19 protein-coding genes are annotated in these 22,086 nt (G+C 43.2%); 15 read left to right on the forward strand and 4 right to left on the reverse strand.

Translation table 11 applies throughout. From position 1 onward, the window contains the following. Positions 1-77: 77 nt before the first annotated feature. Entirely contained in the window at positions 78-284 is a 207-nt protein-coding gene (locus AB2B49_RS08735) for a hypothetical protein (protein ID WP_009013759.1), read from the forward strand. Positions 285-394: 110 nt separating this feature from the next. Here AB2B49_RS08735 and AB2B49_RS08740 read toward each other — a convergent pair whose 3' ends face one another. Then, positions 395-1,243, reverse strand: a complete 849-nt coding sequence (locus AB2B49_RS08740; RefSeq protein ID WP_001095535.1) for a putative RNA methyltransferase — start codon at positions 1,241-1,243, stop codon at positions 395-397. 151 nt (positions 1,244-1,394) lie between these two features. Between AB2B49_RS08740 and AB2B49_RS08745 the strand changes: the two genes are divergently transcribed. Then, on the forward strand, positions 1,395-1,673 hold the full coding sequence (locus AB2B49_RS08745) for a DUF6110 family protein (RefSeq protein ID WP_000910910.1): 279 nt from the start codon (positions 1,395-1,397) through the stop codon (positions 1,671-1,673). A 1-nt stretch (position 1,674) separates the two neighbouring features. After that, the gene (locus AB2B49_RS08750; RefSeq protein ID WP_000008775.1) at positions 1,675-3,735 is read left to right on the forward strand and encodes a heavy metal translocating P-type ATPase; all 2,061 of its coding nucleotides are present in this window, start codon (positions 1,675-1,677) and stop codon (positions 3,733-3,735) included. 77 nt (positions 3,736-3,812) lie between these two features. Here AB2B49_RS08750 and tyrS read toward each other — a convergent pair whose 3' ends face one another. Next, on the reverse strand, positions 3,813-5,069 hold the full coding sequence (gene tyrS / locus AB2B49_RS08755; RefSeq protein ID WP_254765248.1) for a tyrosine--tRNA ligase: 1,257 nt from the start codon (positions 5,067-5,069) through the stop codon (positions 3,813-3,815). 140 nt (positions 5,070-5,209) lie between these two features. On the opposite strand from tyrS, the gene pbp1b reads away from it, so the two are divergent. From pbp1b to AB2B49_RS08785, 6 genes are all read left to right on the forward strand, one after another. Then, positions 5,210-7,735 carry a penicillin-binding protein PBP1B gene (gene pbp1b / locus AB2B49_RS08760; RefSeq protein WP_320692074.1) on the forward strand — a complete coding sequence of 842 codons (2,526 nt, stop codon included), beginning with the start codon at positions 5,210-5,212 and terminating at the stop codon, positions 7,733-7,735. A 77-nt stretch (positions 7,736-7,812) separates the two neighbouring features. Continuing rightward, entirely contained in the window at positions 7,813-8,724 is a 912-nt protein-coding gene (locus AB2B49_RS08765; protein ID WP_049505375.1) for a DMT family transporter, read from the forward strand. Positions 8,725-8,808: 84 nt separating this feature from the next. Then, positions 8,809-9,507, forward strand: coding sequence for a 2,3,4,5-tetrahydropyridine-2,6-dicarboxylate N-acetyltransferase (gene dapD, locus AB2B49_RS08770; protein WP_049505376.1), 699 nt, complete (start codon positions 8,809-8,811; stop codon positions 9,505-9,507). 61 nt (positions 9,508-9,568) lie between these two features. Beyond that, positions 9,569-10,699: an N-acetyldiaminopimelate deacetylase gene (locus AB2B49_RS08775; RefSeq protein ID WP_049505377.1), complete on the forward strand. Its 1,131-nt coding sequence runs from the start codon at positions 9,569-9,571 to the stop codon at positions 10,697-10,699. Positions 10,700-10,710: 11 nt separating this feature from the next. Beyond that, positions 10,711-11,250 (forward strand): 5-formyltetrahydrofolate cyclo-ligase, encoded by a 540-nt coding sequence (locus tag AB2B49_RS08780; RefSeq protein ID WP_049505378.1) that lies wholly within the window; start codon positions 10,711-10,713, stop codon positions 11,248-11,250. Further along, positions 11,234-11,914: a rhomboid family intramembrane serine protease gene (locus AB2B49_RS08785; protein ID WP_247931667.1), complete on the forward strand. Its 681-nt coding sequence runs from the start codon at positions 11,234-11,236 to the stop codon at positions 11,912-11,914. The genes AB2B49_RS08780 and AB2B49_RS08785 overlap by 17 nt, the downstream gene beginning before the upstream one ends. A gap of 117 nt (positions 11,915-12,031) precedes the next feature. Here the strand turns inward: AB2B49_RS08785 and galU are convergent, their stop codons facing one another. Together galU and AB2B49_RS08795 are read right to left on the reverse strand one after the other, a co-directional pair. Then, positions 12,032-12,931, reverse strand: a complete 900-nt coding sequence (gene galU, locus AB2B49_RS08790; RefSeq protein ID WP_000811022.1) for a UTP--glucose-1-phosphate uridylyltransferase GalU — start codon at positions 12,929-12,931, stop codon at positions 12,032-12,034. Between the two features lie 21 nt (positions 12,932-12,952). Continuing rightward, positions 12,953-13,969 carry an NAD(P)H-dependent glycerol-3-phosphate dehydrogenase gene (locus AB2B49_RS08795; protein ID WP_049505381.1) on the reverse strand — a complete coding sequence of 339 codons (1,017 nt, stop codon included), beginning with the start codon at positions 13,967-13,969 and terminating at the stop codon, positions 12,953-12,955. Between the two features lie 206 nt (positions 13,970-14,175). On the opposite strand from AB2B49_RS08795, the gene AB2B49_RS08800 reads away from it, so the two are divergent. From AB2B49_RS08800 to AB2B49_RS08825, 6 genes are all read left to right on the forward strand, one after another. Next, positions 14,176-15,882, forward strand: a complete 1,707-nt coding sequence (locus AB2B49_RS08800) for an ABC transporter ATP-binding protein (RefSeq protein ID WP_049505382.1) — start codon at positions 14,176-14,178, stop codon at positions 15,880-15,882. 1 nt (position 15,883) lies between these two features. Further along, entirely contained in the window at positions 15,884-17,650 is a 1,767-nt protein-coding gene (locus tag AB2B49_RS08805; protein ID WP_320692075.1) for an ABC transporter ATP-binding protein, read from the forward strand. Between the two features lie 135 nt (positions 17,651-17,785). Then, complete coding sequence (locus AB2B49_RS08810) at positions 17,786-18,475, forward strand: gamma-glutamyl-gamma-aminobutyrate hydrolase family protein (RefSeq protein ID WP_084921494.1); 690 nt, start codon at positions 17,786-17,788, stop codon at positions 18,473-18,475. A gap of 168 nt (positions 18,476-18,643) precedes the next feature. Further along, on the forward strand, positions 18,644-19,993 hold the full coding sequence (locus AB2B49_RS08815) for a glucose-6-phosphate isomerase (protein ID WP_000018250.1): 1,350 nt from the start codon (positions 18,644-18,646) through the stop codon (positions 19,991-19,993). A 127-nt stretch (positions 19,994-20,120) separates the two neighbouring features. Beyond that, positions 20,121-21,581: a glutamate--tRNA ligase gene (gene gltX / locus AB2B49_RS08820; RefSeq protein WP_320692076.1), complete on the forward strand. Its 1,461-nt coding sequence runs from the start codon at positions 20,121-20,123 to the stop codon at positions 21,579-21,581. A gap of 12 nt (positions 21,582-21,593) precedes the next feature. Continuing rightward, positions 21,594-22,028, forward strand: coding sequence for a cytidine deaminase family protein (locus AB2B49_RS08825; protein WP_049505387.1), 435 nt, complete (start codon positions 21,594-21,596; stop codon positions 22,026-22,028). The last annotated feature ends 58 nt before the right edge of the window (positions 22,029-22,086 follow it).

The following is a 22,086-nucleotide window of genomic DNA, read 5'->3' on the forward strand; positions in this document are numbered from 1 at the left end:
TTGATGGCCTCGTATTTCTTGTATCCGCTTATAATTTGTATTATAATAGCATTGTGGTGAAGAAAGAAGGTGTTTTTATGTGGAAAAAATATTTTTCAAAATATAAATGGACTGATTTATTTTGGATACTATTTGTGGTTTTGTCATCACTCTCGATGGGGAATCGTACTCTTTTTCCACTTACCCATCAAGAAATCTCTTATCATGGGTGCTATTTGGGGATTACACTTGCCTCATTTCACTTATTATTCATTGATAAATTTGTCATTTCGAATCGAAAATAAATGGAGAGGTTAAAATTTTTTCCACTTTTCGGATAGACAGTTGAAAAATCGCGATTTAAACCCACACCTCAAGAAGAGGTGCGGGTTTTTGTCTTATCTGAAAGATTTGTTTACCGTACTTTCCCAACTAGAATCTCTGCTTCAATGGTAATCTCTGTCAGTTGGCTCCAGTCAATCTTGGTATGGTCAACGTGAAAGAGTAAGGGCGTCATGGCAAGCAGGGCTTGGCGTTGCTCAGCCGAGATAGGTTTTGTTAAGGAAGCAATCTGACTAGATTGGATGCTGAAATGTTCCTGGAAATGTTCTTTGATATCTTGGTTGGAATAATCCTTCTTTGTCAGCTGGTCCTGCACCATTTGACGGATTTCTTTGAGGTGATTTTCAGTTGGGATGACCTTGATCAAAATACCGTCTTTGGATAAAACGCGACGGAATTCCCCATAGTTGGCAGGCGAGAAGATATCAAGCAGGATATCCATGCTGGCGTCTTTTATAGGAAGACGAGCCAGGTCGCCGACAAACCAGTTGACCGCCCAGTTTGGTTCGCTCTTGGCAGCGATTTGAACGGAATCTTTTGAAATATCAAAGGCGTAAAAGGTTTTGTCAGAGTGACTTTCTTGGAGTTTACGAGAGTAGAAACCTTCGCCACAACCGATATCCAAGACTGTTTTTGCGGATGGATTAGTTGTTAGTAAGTCCGAGATACCTTCTAAAATAGCCTGATAAAAACCAGCTTCAAGAATTTGCTGGCGGTTTTGGAAGTTTTCCTTGTCGTAGTTGGCAGATTGCTTGATTTGCGGAGCCAAGTTGACATAGCCGAATTTTGCCAGATCAAAAGAATGGCGGTTGCTACACTTGAGGCTAGACTCTACCAAGGCCAGATTTTCTTGGCAGATAGGGCAGGAAAAGGCAGTCGCAGAAGCAAAACGCTGAAGTTTGGGTTTGAGGTTTGTATTCATAGTTTAAGTGTATCAAAAGAGGCAAATGAAAGCAACTTTAGAAATAAGTAGATGGGAGATTCAGTAGAAATAAAACTAATTCTCCAATTTATAGAATAAAATTGCTTTTATATCTAAATTTCTATATAATAATGATAAGGAGGAAATAAGTATGTTAAAAGAAGTATTAACCGTTGCAAAAGTTGCGAAAAAATCATCACTCTTTTTGGGTGGTGTCGCATTTGGTACCCTTGGTTTGAAAATCTTGGCAAGTAAGGAAGCTAAAAAAGGTTATTCTAAAGCTTTGGCTAAGGCTTACAAGTTGAAAGACGGGCTAGATGCATCTGTTTCTGTTGTGAAACAACATGGAGACGATGTCTTGCAAGATGCCAAATATTTGTACGAGCAAGAGAAAAAAGAAGAGCAATTAGATAGCCTTATAGGAGAATAATATGTCTTTTAAAGTGCTACATAGAGGATACCAACATATCCGACTATCATCTTCTTTTTCACTCACCTTGGATATTCAAGACTATCTTCGTTCCTTGGCGAGAGATGAAAAGGGGATTGAGTCTATCCAGTTTTACATGGATCAACAGCACTTTACTCTACGCATAAAAGAAGGCTTTTCTGTATTAGATAATGCAGAAGCCTTTTTAAAAAGAATTGATAAAGGGAAAGTTTCTGAGTTGATGACTCTTCCCATTCGTAGAGAAGAGAGTGCTTATTCTATTGTTTCAGGTGCAGCGATTAAGCGTGTACTTTTTCGTAGTTTTGTGCCGTATCCTATTCGCTATATATGGACTTGTTATCAGGCTTTGGGTTATATTAGAGAAGCCTATCAAACACTAGCGCGTAAGGAACTAACGATGGAAGTCTTGGACTGTTCGGCGATTTTATTGTCCTTGTTTATGAACCAATCCAAGACAGCTAGCAATATCATGTTTATGCTTGATTTGGGGAATCATTTAGATCAGTGGTCTTTGAAAAAAACTGCAACAGATTTAGAACAAAGCCTTCTTGCAAAAGAGAGCGACGTATTCTTAGTACAGGGCGATACGGTTGTTAGTATCAAGAGTTCCGATGTTCAAATAGGAGATGTCTTGGTCCTATCTCAAGGAAATGAAATTCTGTTTGATGGACAAGTAGTTTCAGGTTTAGGTATGGTCAACGAAAGTTCCTTGACGGGAGAGAGTTTTCCAGTTGAAAAAAGAGAGTCTGATTTGGTTTGTGCAAATACAGTATTAGAAACTGGAGAGTTACGCATTCGTGTAACCGATAATCAGATGAACAGCCGGATTTTACAACTGATTGAGTTAATGAAGAAATCTGAAGAAAACAAGAAAACGAAACAACGCTATTTCATCAAGATGGCGGATAAGGTCGTCAAATATAATTTCTTGGGGGCTGGGCTAACTTACCTATTAACAGGTTCTTTTTCTAAGGCTATTTCTTTCCTATTAGTCGATTTCTCCTGCGCTTTGAAAATCTCTACTCCTGTAGCTTATTTGACAGCTATCAAGGAGGGGTTGAACCGTGAAATGGTGATTAAGGATGGGGATGTTCTGGAGAAATATCTGGAAGTTGATACTTTCTTGTTTGATAAGACGGGAACAATCACAACTAGTTATCCTATAGTTGAAAAGGTGTTACCTTTTGGGGACTATAGTGAGGAAGATATTCTCAGAATCAGTGCCTGTCTTGAGGAACACATTTATCATCCTATTGCTAATGCCATCGTCAAGCAAGCTGAGATAGAGGGAATTGAACATGAGGAAATGCATGGGAAACTCCAATATATTGCAAGCAAGGGGATCAAATCTCATATAGATGGCCAACCAGTTCTTATTGGGAATTATGTCTTGATGCAGGATGAGCAGATTCATATCAGTTCAGAACAAAATGCTTTAATTGAAGAGTACAAGAGTCACTACAATCTCTTATTCTTGGCTTATCAGAATGAATTGATTGGAATGTTCTGCATTCATACTCCTTTGAGAAAAGAAGCAAAAGCAGCCTTGGAGAAACTTAAGGCACAAGGGAAAAAATTGATTCTGGCAACAGGGGACACCTTGGTTAGGACAGAGGAATTAGTCAAAGATTTGCCCTTTGATCAGGTCTATACAGACTTGAAACCTGATGGGAAATTTGAGTTAGTAGAGGAACTGCAGAAAGCAGGTCACACGATTTTGATGGTTGGAGATGGATTGAATGACTCAGCGGCTCTAACCCTATCAGATATCGGTGTGGTGATGAATGAGAGTGCAGATATTTCTAAGCAGATGAGCGATATCTTATTGTTAGATAATCGTTTGGATTTCTTCCAAGAGTTGGATTGGCTATCATCATCTTTGCAAACACTCATCAAGAAGAATATTCAAGATACCGTTGTCGTAAATAGTAGTTTGATTGGCTTTGGCTTATTTAATTGGCTCAGTCCTTCAAACCTCTCTATCCTACATAATCTAACAACCTTACGCATAGTCCTGCGTAGCCTGTCTATTAAGGGATAGGTGGGGACTATTCACAGCAAAAAGGAGTTACCTTTCTCGAGGGTAACTCCTTTGTTTATAGGTAAATGTTTAACAATTTAGTAAGTCAACACAAAGTATTTCTTCTTTCCTCGGCGGATAACAGTGAGTTCGTTTTCTAACTTATCTGCGTCACTCAAGACATAGTCAAGGTCTTGGATACGGTCGCCGTTGACGTAGATGGCTCCATTTTGAACATCTTCACGGGCTTGGCGTTTGGAGTTCACCACACCGGATGACACGAGGAGTTCCACGATATTGTGGTTTTCGTCTGCCTGTACTTGGTAGTTTGGCACACCACGAAGTCCTTGTTTGAGTTCTTTGACAGAAAGGTTTTTGATGTTTCCTGCAAAGAGTTGCTCTGTGATATTGAGGGCTTCCTTGTAAGCTTCTTCACCGTGAACAAGTGTCACGACTTCACGAGCCAAGACTTTTTGAGCCAAGCGTTCATGTGGAGCCGCTTCAAACTGTTTGCGGATCTCTTCAATCTCATCCAGTGACAAGAAGGTAAAGATTTTCAAGAAGCGAACAGCGTCAGCATCCATGACGTTCATCCAGAATTGGTACATTTCGTATGGAGAAGTCTTTTCAGGATTGAGCCAGACTGCGTTTCCTTCTGATTTACCAAATTTCTTACCAGTTGCGTCTGTGATGAGTGGAACAGTGATAACGTGACCAGTCTTATCAGCCTTACGACGAAGCAATTCGGTACCAGCTGTCATATTTCCCCACTGGTCAGAACCACCGATTTGTAGTGTGACGTTGTGCTCTTGGTTAAGGACGTAGAAGTCATACCCTTGCATGATTTGGTAGGCAAACTCAGTGTAAGAAATCCCTGTCTCGATCCGTTTCTTCACAGACTCCTTACTCATCATGTAGTTGACAGTGAAGTATTTCCCGATATCACGGAGGAAGTCAATGAAGCTGATGCTGCCAAACCAGTCGTAGTTGTTGACCATGACAGCTTTATTTTCACCATTTTCAAAGTCAAGAAAACGAGAAAGTTGTCCTTGGATAGACTTGACCCAGCCCTCTACTGTGTCTTTTGTTTGGAGACTACGCTCAGCATCTTTGAAGGACGGATCTCCGATGAGACCTGTAGCACCGCCAACGAGCGCATAAGGTTTGTGACCTGCTAGTTGTAAACGACGACTGGTCAAGATTGCGACAAGGTGACCGAGGTGAAGGCTGTCAGCAGTTGGATCGTAGCCAGTATAATAAGAAACTTGACCTTCTTCTAGGGCTTTACGCAAAGCTTCTTCATCAGTCGTCTGAAAAATCAAACCACGCTCTTTTAGCTCATCAAAAATGTGCATGTGTCTTTTCTCCTTTTTAAAATATTGTTTCTACCTATTGTATCACAAACTTGATTAATAGCCTAGTGGAATAGGGAAGAAAGTGGCTATTTTATTGAAAGTTTCCCTTTTATGGTATAATAGAGAAAGCGAGGACATTCATGAAAGAAAGAATTAATGAATTAAAAACAAAAATGCTGCATTTTTTCCAGCAGCTAATGCAACGAATTGCAAAATGGAAGAAAAGACTAGCAGAAAAATTAGCTAATAAGAAAACCGGTAAAAAGGGGACCTCTTCTGACAAAGTTAGAAAGGCTGGGTCTATTTTTGCTAAAGTTTTGAGTGGGTTTAAAATAGTTTTTAACACTCTCTTTATCCTAGGCTTTATCGGTGGACTGTTTGGCGCTGGTGTAGCTATGGGTTATGGAGTCGCTCTATTTGACAAGGCCCAGGTCCCTCAAGCAGAAGAGTTGGTCAAGCAAGTGAAGGATATTGCCTCCATCTCAGAAATCACTTATTCTGATGGCAGTACCATTGCCTCGATCGAGGGCGATTTACTGCGCACTTCAGTCGCTTCAGATGCTATCTCAGACAACCTTAAGAAAGCTATTGTTGCGACAGAGGACGAGCATTTCAATGAGCACAAGGGAGTTGTGCCTAAGGCCGTTATTCGTGCGACCTTGGGAACCTTTGTCGGTCTAGGCTCGTCTAGTGGTGGTTCGACCTTGACCCAGCAGGTCATCAAGCAACAAGTAGTGGGGGATGCTCCAACTCTAGCTCGTAAGGCTAAAGAGATTATTGATGCTCTAGCTTTAGAGCGGGCCATGGGTAAGGATGAGATTTTAACAACCTACCTTAACATAGCACCTTTTGGTCGCAATCATAAAGGCCAAAATATTGCAGGTGCCCAGCAGGCTGCAGAAGGAATCTTTGGGGTCAATGCTTCGGATTTAACGGTCCCTCAAGCTGCCTTTATCGCAGGATTGCCACAGAGTCCAATCAGTTATTCTCCTTATGAATCTGATGGTAGCATGAAGAGTGATGAGGACATGGCTCTGGGAATTAAGCGTGCCAAGGATGTCCTCTACAATATGTATCGGACAGGAGCTCTAAGTCAGGAAGACTACGATAAGTACAAAGATTATGACTTTAAGAAAGACTTCCTACCATCAGGTAGTGTTAGTGGTACTTCGCGTGACTATCTCTACTATGCAACCTTGGCAGAAGCTACTGACCGCATGTACGACTACCTCGTCCAACGAGATAATGTTTCTGCGCAAGAATTAAAGAATGAGTCCATTCAGAAATCCTATCGTGATTTAGCCACTAAGGAAATTGAAAATGGTGGATATAAGATTACGACAACTATCAATAAAAATGTTCATGCTGCGATGCAAAATGCGGTTGCGACCTACGGCTATCTGCTAGATGATTCGACAGGCCAGCCTGAGGTGGGGAATGTCCTCATGGACAACCAAACGGGAGCTATCCTTGGATTTGTTGGTGGTCGTAATTATCAAGAAAATCAGAACAATCACGCTATCGATACCAAGCGTTCTCCTGCTTCAACCACAAAACCTATATTGGCCTATGGTATCGCTATTGACCAAGGTTTGATGGGAAGTGCAAGTATCTTGTCAAACTATCCAACCAACTTTTCAAACGGTAATCCCATCATGCATGTCAATAGTCCTGGTACAGGCATGATGACATTGGGAGAAGCCCTTAACTACTCATGGAATATCCCAGCCTACTGGACTTATCGTACGCTTCGAGAGAAGGGTGTTGATGTCAAAGGCTATATGGAAAAAATGGGTTACGAAATCCCAGAATATGGTATTGAAAGTTTACCGATGGGTGGAGGGATTGACGTTACAGTTGCCCAGCATACCAACGGGTATCAAACTCTGGCCAACAATGGAGTTTACCATAAGAAACATATGATCGCGAAGATCGAGTCAACGGATGGCCGACTGGTATACGAGCACAAGGATGAGCCTGTGCAGGTTTATTCAAAAGCGACAGCAACCATCATGCAAAGTCTGCTCCGTGACGTCATTTCATCTCGGATTACTTCTAGCTTCCAGACCGACTTGGCTTCGATCAATCCAGGCCTAGCTCGTGCTGACTGGATCGGAAAAACTGGTACGACTAATGAAGATGAAAATATGTGGCTCATGCTTTCTACCCCTAGATTGACGCTAGGTGGCTGGTTAGGTCATGATGATAACCGACCGCTAGCCAAGGGTGCTGGTCACTACCGCAATGCCAAATACATGGCTTACTTGGTCAATGCTATCCAGCAAGCTGAACCTGGAATATGGGGAAATGATCGCTTTAATCTTGACCCAAGTGTGACTAAGTCCCAAGTTCTCCAATCAACAGGCCAAAAGCCCGGCAAAGTTTCTATCAATGGTAAGGAAATCGAACTTTCTGGCTCTACAGTGACAAGCTACTGGGCTAGCAAAGAAGGGGCGCCAGTAACCACTTACCGCTTTGCCATCGGAGGTAGCGACGCAGACTATCTGAATGCTTGGAAAACCATTCTTGGAAGCCTACCTGCAGTGACTCCTCCAAGTTCAAGCAGTGGATCAGGATCAAGTTCAAGCAGTAGCTCTGGAAGTTCAAGTTCGAGTGGAAATACTCAAAGTGGTTCTTCAGGACGTTCACGTCTATTTAATCGTTAAGAAAGAGTAGTAGCAAGGTTAGTAATTTCTCCTTGTTGCTACTTTTTTCTTTGTTGGTTTCGTGTTACAATAATAATATGAATCATTATCAGAAAAAGATTGTTAAGGGAACAGTATACTCGCTACTCTCAGGCCTAATCTGGGGGATTTGTGGGATTTTAGGAGAGTATTTTTTCACTCATTATCCAGTGTCTTCTGGATGGATTACTTCTATGCGTTTACTAGTGGCGGGGAGTTTGGTTTTAGGTCTATCTGCCTTTCAGTTGCGTAGCCGCTTGTTGGACATCTGGCGTGATAAGAAAAATTATCTACCTTTTTTAGCCTATGCTATTCTAGGTATTTTTTCTGTGCAGTTTTTCTTCTATCTTTGCGTTGAGTATTCCAATGCGACGACGGCGACCATTTTGCAATTTATCAGCCCTGTTTTTATCCTGTTTTACAATCGAATCATTTACCAGAAGAAGGCTTCTATTACAGCTGTGTTCTATGTTTTGATTGCCATGCTAGGTGTTTTTTTGATGGCTACAAAAGGGGATTTGTCCCAGTTATCCATGACACCTTTGGCTCTAGTGACAGGTTTGCTCAGTGCAGTAGGGGTCATGTTTAATGTTATCCTTCCTCAACGCTTTGCACGGCGCTACGGATTTGTTCCGACTGTTGGTTGGGGGATGATTCTGGCAGGTCTCTTTAGTAATTTCCTTTACCCTATTTATCAGATAAGTTTTCAAGTGGATCTGGTAAGTGTGCTGATTTGTCTGACGATTGCCGTGTTTGGTACTGCTTTTGCCTTCTTCCTATCTATGAAGGCTGTGTCACTCGTTTCCCCGCTGGTTGTATCAGTGGTGAGTGCTAGTGAACCGCTCTCTTCAGCTTTATTAAGTGTTCTTTTTCTGGGATCGGTCATGGATGGTTTTTTGGCTTTAGCTATGGTATTGATTATCGTTCCGATGATTTTCTTATCTGTAGAAGAAGCAAAACAAGCCCAGTAAAGATGATTATTTGATAGTTTAGGCTTCAAATTTGAAGTCTTTTTTGGTAGAATAGGTATCATTATAATGAACCAGGAGGCGCCTATGACTGCCACAAAAATGAATGCCCAAGAAATCATCCAATTTATCGCCAATGCAGAGAAGAAAACCAGTGTCAAAGTAACCTTTGAAGGACAACTAGCGTCTGCTGTTCCTAGCTCTGTTGTCAAACTAGGCAATGTTCTTTTTGGAGATTGGAAGGATATCGCTCCGCTTCTCGAAGGCTTGGTAGAAAATCAAGATTATGTTGTCGAGCAAGATGCTCGTAATTCGGCAGTTCCCTTGCTAGACAAGCGTGATATCAACGCTCGTATCGAACCAGGTGCTATTATCCGTGACCAAGTGGAAATTGGTGACAATGCTGTCATTATGATGGGAGCTGTCATCAATATCGGAGCAGAAATCGGTGCAGGAACCATGATTGATATGGGTGCTATCCTTGGTGGTCGTGCCATCGTTGGGAAGAATAGCCACGTTGGTGCAGGGGCAGTTTTAGCAGGTGTGATTGAGCCAGCTAGTGCCGATCCAGTCCGTGTCGGGGACAATGTTCTTATCGGAGCCAATGCAGTGGTCATCGAAGGTGTCCAAATCGGTAGTGGTTCAGTTGTCGCTGCAGGAGCTATCGTGACTCAAGATGTCCCAGAAAATGTTGTGGTAGCAGGCGTTCCGGCTCGTATCATCAAAGAAATCGACAGCCAAACCCAACAAAAAACAGCGCTAGAAGATGCGCTTCGTACCTTGTAAAAATAAAAAGAGGCGGATACTTCTTCCAGCCTCTTTCTTCTATCAAAAGGAGGATCGATAGATGTTAGATTTGATTCAGACTCGACGAGATTTGCACCAGATTCCAGAGATTGGCTTAGAAGAGTTCAAGACTCATGCTTATTTGCTGGATGTGATTGAAAAATTGACTGCGGGTAAGGACTTTGTTCAAGTCCGTACTTGGCGGACAGGGATTTTGGTCTATTTGCAGGGAAGCCAGCCGAAGCGGACTATTGGTTGGCGAACAGACATTGATGGCCTCCCTATCCTTGAACAAACAGGCCTTCCTTTTTCTTCCCAACATCAAGGTCGTATGCATGCTTGCGGACATGATTTCCACATGACCATTGCCTTGGGCTGTTTAGAGCGTGCTCTTGAGGAGCAACCCAAGAATAATCTGCTTTTTCTGTTTCAACCTGCTGAAGAAAATGAAGCTGGTGGTATGCTCATGTATGAGGACGGCGCTTTTGGGGACTGGCTACCAGACCAGTTCTATGGCCTTCATGTTCGTCCGGATTTGAAAGTTGGTCAGATTGCGACCAATACACACACGCTCTTTGCAGGGACTTGTGAAGTGAAGATTCGTTTCAAAGGAAAAGGTGGACACGCTGCTTTTCCACATGAGGCCAATGATGCTTTGGTGGCTGCTAGCTATTTTATCACTCAGGTGCAGTCAGTGGTTAGCCGCAATGTTAACCCCATCGAGGGAGCAGTGGTGACCTTTGGTGTTTTCCAAGCTGGTGTTGCGAATAATGTCATCACAGACACAGCCTTTTTACATGGAACCATTCGCGCTTTGACTCAGGACATGAGTCTACTAGTACAAAAAAGAGTCAAGACAGTAGCAGAAGGTGTTGCAGCATCCTTTGGGATGGAAGTCGAAATCGAACTTAAACAAGGGGGCTACCTACCTGTTGAGAACAATCTAGCCTTGGCGCGTGAACTGATGGACTTTTTTGAAGAGAAAGAGGGAATTGAGTTGATTGATATCGAGCCTGCTATGACAGGTGAGGACTTTGGCTATCTCCTTTCGAAGGTAGATGGCGTTATGTTCTGGCTAGGTATCGATAGTCCCTACGCCCTTCATCACCCTCAGATGAGCCCTAAGGAAGAAGCCTTAGCCATTGGGGTAGATGCGGTCTCTAGTTTCTTGAAAAAGAAGGCAGCAGAGTAGAGGAGTTGTCTATGAAAGCAGAACTACGCAAGAAAATTTTGCAAGAAATGAAGGCTTTATCTCAGGAGCAAAAACATGCTATGGATCGAGTTTTAACTGAGCGTTTCTTACAACACCCTTTTTACCAAGAAGCCAAGACTATCGCAACCTATCTCTCCTTCACTCATGAATTTCAAACGCAAGAACTGATTGAGCGGGCGCTGAAGGACGGCAAAAAGGTTCTGATACCCAAAACCTATCCCAAGGGACGAATGGAGTTTGTGGTCTATGATCCGCAACAGTTGGTAAAAACTTCCTTTGGTTTACTGGAACCGCAAGGAGACTTGGAAGTGGTGGAACCGTCTCAGATTGATTTAATTCATGTTCCGGGTTTGGCTTTTACAACAGAGGGCTATCGGATCGGATATGGTGGAGGCTACTACGACCGCTATCTGGAACATTTTGCTGGGCAGAGCCTGAGTACAATCTATCCTTGTCAAGTTCAGGAGTTTAACTCGGAAAACCATGATATTCCCGTCCAGGAGGTGCTAATCTATGAAGGAAATCTTTGATAAACGTTATCCTGTGACTAGTTTCTTCCTCCTAGTAACAGCATTGGTATTTCTCTTGATGTTGGTTCTTACAGGTTTAAATTTTGAACGAGCAGATACCTTACTTCAGTTTGGAGCCATGTATGGACCGATCATTCGTTTGTTTCCCGAGCAGATATGGCGCCTTTTTTCGGCTATATTTGTACATATCGGTTGGGAACATTTCATTGTCAATATGATTTCACTCTACTTTCTTGGACGACAGGTGGAGGAGATTTTCGGTTCTAAGCAATTCTTCTTTCTCTATCTCTTATCAGGAATGATGGGCAATCTCTTTGTTTTTGCTTTCACGCCGAAAGTTGTAGCAGCAGGAGCGTCCACTTCTCTTTACGGACTATTTGCTGCGATTATCGTCTTGCGTTACGCAACTCGCAACCCCTATATCCAGCAGTTGGGGCAATCCTATCTGACACTTTTCGTGATAAATATCATTGGAAGTGTTCTGATTCCAGGAATCAGCCTAGCAGGCCATATCGGAGGTGCAGTAGGCGGTGCCTTTCTAGCAGTCATCTTCCCAGTCAAATGGGAGAGAAAGATGTATAGTACCAGCCAGCGAATCGGAGCAACTGTACTTTTTATCGCACTAGCTGTTTTCCTTTGCTATAAGGGAATGAGCTATGTGTAGGGATGGAATAGTTAAATGCAAGCACCGGTTCGGTTGCTAATAAGTCATCTGCAAAGATGGCTTTTTTTATTGCAAGCTTCAACAAAAAAGCCCTTATTTAAGAGCTTTGTTTTTCTTCTATTCCCCCTCAGCTAACTCTTTCCCGAGTTGGATGAGGTAGTCTTTCAAGTCGTCTTTGACTTGTGGGTGTTTGAGCGCGTAGTCGATAGATGTTTTCATAAAGCCAAACTTATCTCCGACATCGTAACGAGCTCCCTTGAATTCACGAGCAAATACACGTTGTGTTTTATTGAGGGTATCGATTGCATCTGTCAGCTGAATTTCATTTCCTGCACCTGGAGCTTGGTTTTCGAGGATTTGGAAAATTTCAGGAGTGAGGAGGTAGCGTCCGATGATAGCAAGGTCGCTAGGAGCATCCTCTGGCGCTGGTTTTTCAACGAAGGTTTCAACGCTGTAAAGGCCGTCTTTTCCTTCGCCTTGCGGAGCAATAACCCCATAGGCAGATACTTCGTCATGAGGGACTGGCATAACAGCGATAGTAGACGCGTGAGTACGCTCGTAGTCATCCATGAGTTGTTTGGTAAGTGGAACAGCCTTTTCGTCCGTGATATCCATCAAGTCATCACCAAGCATAACGACAAAAGGTTCATTTCCGACGAAAGCTTTGGCTTGCAAGACAGCATCTCCGAGACCACGTGGATGCGTTTGGCGGATAAAATGCAGGCGCATACCAGTTGTCTCATCAACCAGCTTCAAAAGATCTGTTTTCCCTTTTTCTTTGAGGTTGTATTCCAATTCGAAGTTTGAATCGAAGTGGTCCTCAATAGAACGTTTTGACTTACCCGTAACAACCAAGATATCTTCAATGCCAGACTTGAGGGCTTCTTCAACGATAAACTGGATAGTTGGCTTGTCTACGATTGGCAACATTTCCTTGGCCAAGGCCTTAGTTGCTGGGAGGAAACGGGTTCCCAATCCAGCGGCAGGGATGACTGCTTTTCTGACTTTTTGTTTCATGATGTTCCTTTCTATAAGGGTCTATGACCATTCGTTTTCTGCTTTAAATTCATTGTTCATGATGTCAGTGATTGCTTCTTTGATATTGACACCTTCGTAGATAACTCGGTAAATAGCCTGTGTGATTGGCATGTAGACACCCAATTCCTGAGCCAGTTCGTAAGCTGCTCGAGTTGTTGAAATGCCTTCAATGACCATGCCCATGTTTGCTTCGATGTCTGCGAGGGATTCTCCACGACCGAGAGCATCACCTGCCCTCCAGTTACGAGAGTGGACAGATGTTCCCGTTACGATCAAATCCCCAACTCCAGAAAGCCCGCTATAAGTCAGAGGGTTAGCTCCAAGAGCGACCCCTAGACGGGTGATTTCAGCTAAGCCACGAGCAATGATAGCCGCCTTGGCATTGTCGCCAAAGCCTAGACCATGTAGTGCTCCAGCGCCAACTGCGATGATGTTTTTGAGAGCACCAGCGGTTTCAACTCCGATAACATCCGTATTAGTATAGAGACGGAAGTAGTGATTGCTAAAGAGATTTTGGACGTACTGAGCAGTTTCAAGGTCTTTAGAGGCTGCGGTAATCAAGGTAATATCGCGTACAATCGTTTCCTCAGCATGGCTAGGTCCTGAGACAACAACGACTTCACTACGGAGGTCAGCTGGAATTTCCTCTTCAAGAATAGTTGATAGACGTTTGTGGCTATCTGGTTCCAAGCCTTTGGAGGCATGCATGATGACAACCTTGTGATCGAGCACCTTTGCTACTTGTTGGGCAACCAGTCTCGTTACTTTTGTTGGGACTACAAATAAAACAGCATCCACATCCTTTAGTGTTTCTTCTAAGTCATGATAGGCTTTAATTTTTTCGTCGAGTAGAATATCTTTAAAGTAGCGTTTGTTTGTATGCTGGTTATTGATTTCATCAATTTGGTCAGAAATATTTCCCCAAATTCGAACCTCGTGTCCATTGTCGTTTAGGACCTGCGAAAGGGCAGTTCCCCAAGAACCAGGACCCAAGACAGCGATGGTTTGTTTCTTCATCTTTTCCTCCTTGTAAGAGTTCTTCCTTTCATTTTACCATAAAAAGCCTTTTCATGCATCACCTGTAGATGAAAGCGTACTAATTTATAATAAGGAGACTTCTTTGACAAGATGCCTCTTTTTTGCTAGAATAGCATCAATATGAACGAATGAGAAGGAGCTGACGCAGGATGTCGCTCCCTTTATCTATTTTATTAGGAGGAAATATGCTCATTAAAAAAATAAAAACCTATAAATGGCAGGCCTTGGCATCATTAATGATGACAGGCTTGATGGTTGCGAGCTCGCTCTTGCAACCGCGCTATCTGCAAGAGGTGTTAGAGGCTTTGTTGGCTGGTCAAAATGAGGCTATTTATAGTATTGGCGCTTGGCTGATAGGAGTAGCCCTAGTCGGTCTGGTGGCAGGTGGGGTCAATGTGACACTTGCAGCCTATATTGCCCAAGGAGTGTCTTCGGACCTTCGTGAAGACGCATTTCGCAAGATTCAGACTTTTTCTTATGCCAATATCGAGCAATTCAATGCAGGTAACCTTGTCGTCCGAATGACCAATGATATCAACCAAATTCAGAACGTGGTGATGATGGCTTTTCAAATCCTCTTCCGTCTTCCTCTTCTCTTTATCGGTTCCTTTATCTTGGCGGTTCACACTCTTCCGTCACTTTGGTGGGTGATTGTCCTCATGGTGCTCCTAATCTTTGCACTAACTGCCATCATGATGGGGATGATGGGGCCACGATTTGCTAAGTTTCAAACCCTTCTTGAACGGATCAATGCTATCGCCAAGGAAAATCTACGTGGTGTGCGCGTGGTTAAATCCTTTGTACAAGAAAAAGCACAATTTGACAAATTTACCGAGGTTTCAGATGAACTTCTCGGACAAAATCTTTATATCGGTTATGCCTTCTCAGTTATAGAACCCGTTATGATGCTAGTCGGCTATGGAGCGGTCTTCCTCTCTATCTGGTTGGTGGCTGGAATGGCTCAGTCAGATCCGTCTGTAGTGGGCTCGATTGCTTCCTTTATCAACTATCTCAGCCAGATTATCTTTACCATCATCATGGTTGGGTTTTTAGGAAATTCTGTCAGCCGTGCCATGATTTCCTTGCGTCGTATCCGAGAGATTCTAGATACCGAGCCAGCGATGTCCTTTAAAGATCTCCCAGACGAAGAGTTAGAAGGAAGTCTCTCTTTTGAAAATGTGACCTTCACCTATCCTAATGATGATGAGCCTATGCTGAAGAATGTAACCTTTGAAATTGCGCCTGGTCAGATGGTCGGTGTGGTTGGGGCTACTGGAGCAGGGAAGTCTACTCTAGCTCAGTTAATTCCACGACTTTTTGATCCGCAGGAGGGATCTATCAAGATTGGTGGCAAGGATATTCGAGACGTCAGCGAGGGAACCTTACGTAAAACAGTTTCCATTGTCTTGCAACGTGCTATTCTCTTTAGCGGGACCATTGCAGATAATCTTCGCCAAGGAAAAGGCAATGCCAGCGTGTCAGAAATGGAACGTGCAGCACGGATTGCCCAAGCCAGCGAATTTATCGGGCGCATGGAAAACAAATTTGAGAGTCAGGTTGAAGAACGTGGCACCAACTTTTCTGGTGGACAAAAGCAACGGATGTCGATTGCCCGTGGGATTGTCAGCAATCCCCGTATCCTGATTTTTGACGATTCAACTTCTGCCTTGGATGCCAAGTCAGAGAGACTCGTACAGGAAGCTTTGAACAAAGACCTGAAAGGGACGACCACGATTATCATCGCTCAAAAGATCAGTTCAGTCGTCCATGCAGACAAGATTTTGGTCTTAGACCAAGGACGCTTGATTGGAGAAGGACGGCATGCAGATTTGGTAGCTAACAATGCCGTCTACCGCGAAATCTACGAAACACAAAAGGGAAAGGAGGAATAAAATGAAAACCGTTCGATTTTTCTGGAATTATTTTAAAGTTTACAAGTTCTCCTTTGTCATTGTGATTCTGATGGTTGCAGTTGCGACGATTGCCCAAGCCCTCTTTCCAGTTTTTTCAGGTCAAGCAGTCACAGAGCTCGCTAACCTAGTTCTAGCTTATCAAAATGGAACTTCCGAACTAGCCTGGCAGAGTTTGTCAGCTCTGATGCTGAATCTAGCTCTGGTTGTTCTCGCATTAGTGGTATCCAGTTTGATTTACATGACCTTGATGACCCGTGTGATTGCTGAGTCAACAAATGAGATGCGTAAGGGCCTTTTTGGCAAACTCTCTCGTTTGACGGTTTCCTTCTTTGACCGCCATCAGGATGGCGACATCCTTTCTCGCTTCACGAGTGACTTGGATAACATCCTTCAAGCCTTCAATGAAAGCCTAGTTCAGGTCATGAGCAATATTGCTCTTTACATCGGTTTGATTTTTGTCATGTTTTCAAGAAATGTGACGCTAGCCCTGATAACAGTAGCCAGTACTCCAGTGGCCTTTCTCATGTTGGTCTTCATCGTGAAAATGGCCCGCAAGTACACTAATCTCCAGCAAAAAGAGGTTGGGAAACTAAACGCCTACATGGACGAGAGTATTTCTGGACAGAAAGCTGTTATCGTACAAGGAATTCAAGATGATATCGTAGCAGGCTTTGTGGAGCAAAATGAGCGCGTGCGCAAGGCAACTTTTAAAGGGAGAATGTTCTCAGGTATCCTCTTTCCAGTTATGAATGGGATGAGCTTGGTCAATACGGCCATCGTCATTTTTGCTGGTTCTGCGGTCCTGCTGAACGATCCAAGTATCGAAACAACAACAGCCCTAGGTTTGATTGTCATGTTTACCCAATTTTCTCAGCAGTACTACCAGCCGATTATCCAGGTGGCTGCGAGTTGGGGGAGCCTCCAGTTGGCCTTTACTGGGGCGGATCGTATCCAAGAAATGTTCGATGCAGAAGAAGAGATTCGTCCGCAAAATGCCCCTGCCTTTACGGAATTGCGAGAAGGCGTTGAAATCAGTCACATTGATTTCTCTTATGTGCCAGACAAGCCGATTTTAAAAGATGTTAGCATTTCAGCTCCTAAGGGGCAGATGATAGCAGTTGTCGGTCCGACTGGCTCAGGGAAAACGACCATCATGAACCTCATCAATCGTTTCTACGATGTGGATGCAGGCAGCATTTGCTTTGATGGCAAAGACATCCGTGACTACGACTTGGACAGTCTGCGGAGCAAGGTCGGGATTGTCCTGCAGGATTCGGTCTTGTTTAGCGGAACAATCCGAGACAATATCCGCTTTGGTGTGCCAGATGCCAGTCAGGAAATGGTCGAAGCAGCTGCCAAGGCAACTCATATTCATGACTATATCGAAAGCTTGCCTGACAAGTATGATACCCTTATTGATGATGAGCAAAATATCTTCTCGACTGGGCAGAAACAATTGATTTCCATCGCTCGAACCTTGATGACAGATCCTCAAGTCCTAATTTTAGATGAAGCGACTTCCAATGTGGATACCGTAACAGAAAGCAAGATTCAACATGCCATGGAGGCAGTTGTAGCAGGACGAACCAGTTTTGTCATTGCCCATCGTCTCAAGACCATCCTCAATGCCAATCAGATTATTGTCCTCAAAGATGGAGAGGTTATTGAACGTGGAAATCATCACGAGTTGCTCAAACTTGGCGGTTTCTACTCAGAACTGTATCACAATCAATTTGTCTTCGAATAAAAAAGTTGTCCTCGTGGGCAGCTTTTTCTTGTCCATAAAAAATACTTATCACGGTCTTTGAAAAAACATATTAGACAGGAAAGGGTTGGAGTGATAAGATAAGACTGTCGCAAGAAAATCGAAAGGAGACACATCATGGCTAGAACGGTTGTAGGAGTTGCTGCAAATCTATGTCCTGTAGATGCAGAAGGGAAAAACATTCACTCATCTGTATCCTGTAAATTTGCAGAGAGCATTCGTCAAGTCGGTGGTCTCCCTTTAGTGATTCCTGTAGGGGATGAGTCCATTGTACGCGATTATGTGGAAATGATTGACAAACTCATCTTGACAGGTGGGCAAAATGTTCATCCTCAGTTTTATGGAGAGAAAAAGACTATTGAGAGTGATGATTACAACCTTGTACGCGATGAGTTTGAACTAGCTCTCTTGAAAGAAGCGCTCCGTCAGAATAAACCAATTATGGCAATCTGTCGAGGAGTTCAGCTGGTCAATGTTGCTTTTGGTGGCACTCTCCACCAAGAAGTTGAAGGTCACTGGCAAGGCTTGCCTTTTGGGACCTCTCATTCTATTGAGACGGTAGAAGGGAGTGTGGTGGCTAAGTTGTTTGGAAGAGAAAGTCAGGTCAACTCAGTCCATCGTCAAAGTATCAAAGATCTGGCACCTAATTTCCGTGTAACAGCGGTGGACCCTCGAGATCAGACAGTGGAAGCGATTGAGTCTGTCGACGAGCATCGTATTATCGGTTTACAGTGGCACCCAGAGTTCCTGGTCAATGAAGAAGATGGCAATTTAGAATTATTTGAGTATTTATTAAATGAATTGTAACGGTTAGAGTCTCTAGCCGTTTTTATTCGTCCTTTCAGATTTTTTATATTTTAGCAAATTTACGCAAACGTTTGAATTCTAATAAAAATTGGGCAAATTCAATAAAAAAGCTTGAAAAAATCGAAGGTAAGCGTTATGATAGAAAAGAAGAAATTTTGGAGGATTATCATGTCACATATTAAATTTGATTATTCAAAAGTTTTAGACAAATTTGTTGCCCCACATGAAGTGGAATACATGCAAGCACAAGTAACAGCTGCAGACGAATTGATTCGTAAAGGAACTGGTGCTGGTAGCGACTTTTTAGGTTGGTTGGACCTTCCTGAAAACTATGACCGTGAAGAATTCGACCGCATCTTGAAAGCTGCTGAGCAAATCAAAACAGATAGCGATGTCTTGGTTGTAATCGGTATCGGTGGATCTTACCTTGGTGCTAAAGCAGCTATCGACTTCTTGAACCACCACTTTGCGAACTTGCAAACAAAAGAAGAACGCAAAGCTCCACAAATCCTTTACGCAGGAAACTCAATCTCATCTACTTACCTTGCTGACTTGGTAGAGTACGTAGCTGACAAAGACTTCTCAGTAAACGTGATTTCTAAATCAGGTACAACAACAGAACCAGCGATCGCTTTCCGTGTCTTCAAAGAACTCTTGGTTAAGAAATACGGACAAGAAGAAGCTAACAAACGTATCTATGCTACAACTGACCGCCAAAAAGGTGCTGTTAAGGTTGAAGCAGATGCCAACGGTTGGGAAACATTTGTGGTTCCAGACGACATCGGTGGACGTTTCTCAGTATTGACAGCAGTTGGTTTGCTTCCAATCGCAGCATCAGGTGCAGACATCAAAGCTCTTATGGAAGGTGCGAATGCAGCTCGTAAAGACTACACTTCAGACAAGATTGCTGAAAATGAAGCTTACCAATACGCAGCAGTTCGTAACATCCTTTACCGCAAAGGCTACGCTACTGAAATCTTGGTAAACTACGAGCCATCACTTCAATACTTCTCAGAATGGTGGAAACAATTGGCTGGTGAGTCAGAAGGGAAAGACCAAAAAGGAATCTACCCAACTTCAGCCAACTTCTCAACTGACTTGCACTCATTGGGTCAATTTATCCAAGAAGGAACTCGTATCATGTTTGAAACAGTTGTCCGTGTTGACAAACCACGTAAGAACGTGATTATCCCTACTTTGGAAGAAGACCTTGATGGACTTGGTTACCTTCAAGGAAAAGACGTTGACTTTGTAAACAAAAAAGCAACTGACGGTGTTCTTCTTGCCCACACTGACGGTGATGTGCCAAACATGTACGTGACTCTTCCAGAGCAAGACGCTTTCACTCTTGGTTACACTATCTACTTCTTCGAATTGGCAATTGCCCTTTCAGGTTACTTGAATGCCATCAACCCATTTGACCAACCAGGTGTTGAAGCCTACAAACGCAACATGTTTGCCCTTCTTGGAAAACCAGGGTTTGAAGAATTGAGCAAAGAGCTTAACGCACGTCTATAATAGAAGAAAAGAGTGGCTTGCCCACTCTTTTTACTCTCTTTATTCGTAGACATTGGACTCAGGCGAGACTTGTGATATAATATAGAAAGCAAAAAGGCAGACGCCTAGAGACTTTATAGGAGAAACTATGTCAAAAGATATCCGCGTACGCTACGCACCAAGTCCAACAGGACTACTACACATCGGAAATGCCCGTACAGCATTGTTTAACTACCTTTACGCACGCCATCATGGTGGAACTTTTATCATTCGTATCGAAGATACTGACCGTAAACGCCATGTTGAGGATGGAGAACGTTCACAGCTTGAAAATCTTCGCTGGTTGGGTATGGATTGGGATGAGAGCCCAGAAACTCATGCAAACTACCGCCAGTCTGAGCGTTTGGAACTCTATCAAAAATACATCGACCAATTGCTAGCTGAAGGAAAAGCCTACAAATCTTACGTCACAGAAGAAGAGTTGGCGGCTGAGCGTGAACGCCAAGAAGCAGCTGGCGAAACACCACGTTACATCAATGAATATCTTGGTATGAGCGAAGAAGAAAAAGCTGCCTACATCGCAGAACGTGAAGCAGCTGGTATTATCCCAACTGTCCGTTTGGCTGTCAATGAGTCTGGTATCTACAAATGGCATGATATGGTCAAAGGTGATATCGAGTTTGAAGGTGGCAACATCGGTGGTGACTGGGTGATTCAAAAGAAAGATGGCTACCCAACTTACAACTTTGCTGTTGTTATTGATGACCACGATATGCAGATTTCTCATGTTATCCGCGGTGATGACCATATTGCCAACACCCCAAAACAGCTCATGGTTTATGAGGCTCTTGGTTGGGAAGCGCCAGAGTTCGGTCACATGACTTTGATCATCAACTCTGAAACGGGTAAAAAATTGTCTAAACGGGACACTAACACCCTTCAGTTTATCGAAGACTACCGTAAAAAAGGCTATCTTCCAGAAGCAGTCTTTAACTTTATTGCCCTTCTTGGCTGGAACCCTGGTGGGGAAGACGAAATCTTCTCTCGTGAGGAATTGATTAAACTCTTTGATGAAAACCGCCTTAGCAAGTCTCCAGCAGCCTTCGACCAGAAGAAACTGGACTGGATGAGCAATGATTACATCAAGAGAGCTGACTTAGCAACCATCTTTGAAATGGCAAAACCATTCCTAGAAGAAGCAGGACGCTTGACTGACAAGGCCGAAAAATTGGTGGAACTCTACAAACCACAAATGAAGTCAGTGGATGAAATCGTTCCATTGACAGACCTTTTCTTCTCAGACTTCCCAGAGCTGACAGATGCTGAGCGCGAGGTCATGGCAGGAGAAACCGTTCCTGTTGTTCTAGAAGCCTTCAAAGCGAAACTAGAAGCCATGACAGATGAGGAATTTGTGACAGAAAACATCTTCCCACAAATCAAAGCAGTTCAAAAAGAAACAGGTATCAAAGGGAAAAACCTCTTCATGCCGATTCGTATTGCCGTTTCAGGTGAAATGCATGGACCAGAATTACCAGACACCATTTTCTTACTCGGACGTGAAAAGTCAATCCAGCATATTGAAAACATGCTGAAAGAGATTTCTAAATAAAAAGGACTTCTGATGGATGCATGGGAAAAAATGTATGAAGAAGCACGAACTTTATACAATCCCCATGAAGTTTCTGACTTTGTTTATGCTAACCATGTTGTTGCTGCGGTAGAAGCAGAAGATGGTCAGATCTTCACAGGATTTTGTATGGAGGGCACTTGTGGTGTTTTTCATCTCTGTGCAGAACGAGCGGCTCTCTTCAATATGTATCAATTTTCAGGACAAACTAAAGTTAAGAAAATCCTCGCCTTTCGAGACAAACCTCCCTACGGCGAAGGATCAGGCATGCCCTGTGGCGCTTGCAGAGAATTTCTCTTAGAATTGAATACTGAAAATAAAGAAGCAGAGTTCATGGTGGACTACGAAACAAGAGAAACAATTAAGGTTGCCGAATTGATCCCTTACTGGTGGGGAGAGGAACGCGCGACCAATTGGCAAGATAAATAGAAGGAGTCAGTTTAACTGGCTCTTTCCCTAATCTTTTCAGAATTTCGGTAAAGAGGAA

It is taken from the genome of Streptococcus jiangnanensis (genome assembly GCF_040888325.1).
In the GTDB taxonomy this organism is placed as follows: Bacteria; Bacillota; Bacilli; order Lactobacillales; family Streptococcaceae; genus Streptococcus; species Streptococcus jiangnanensis.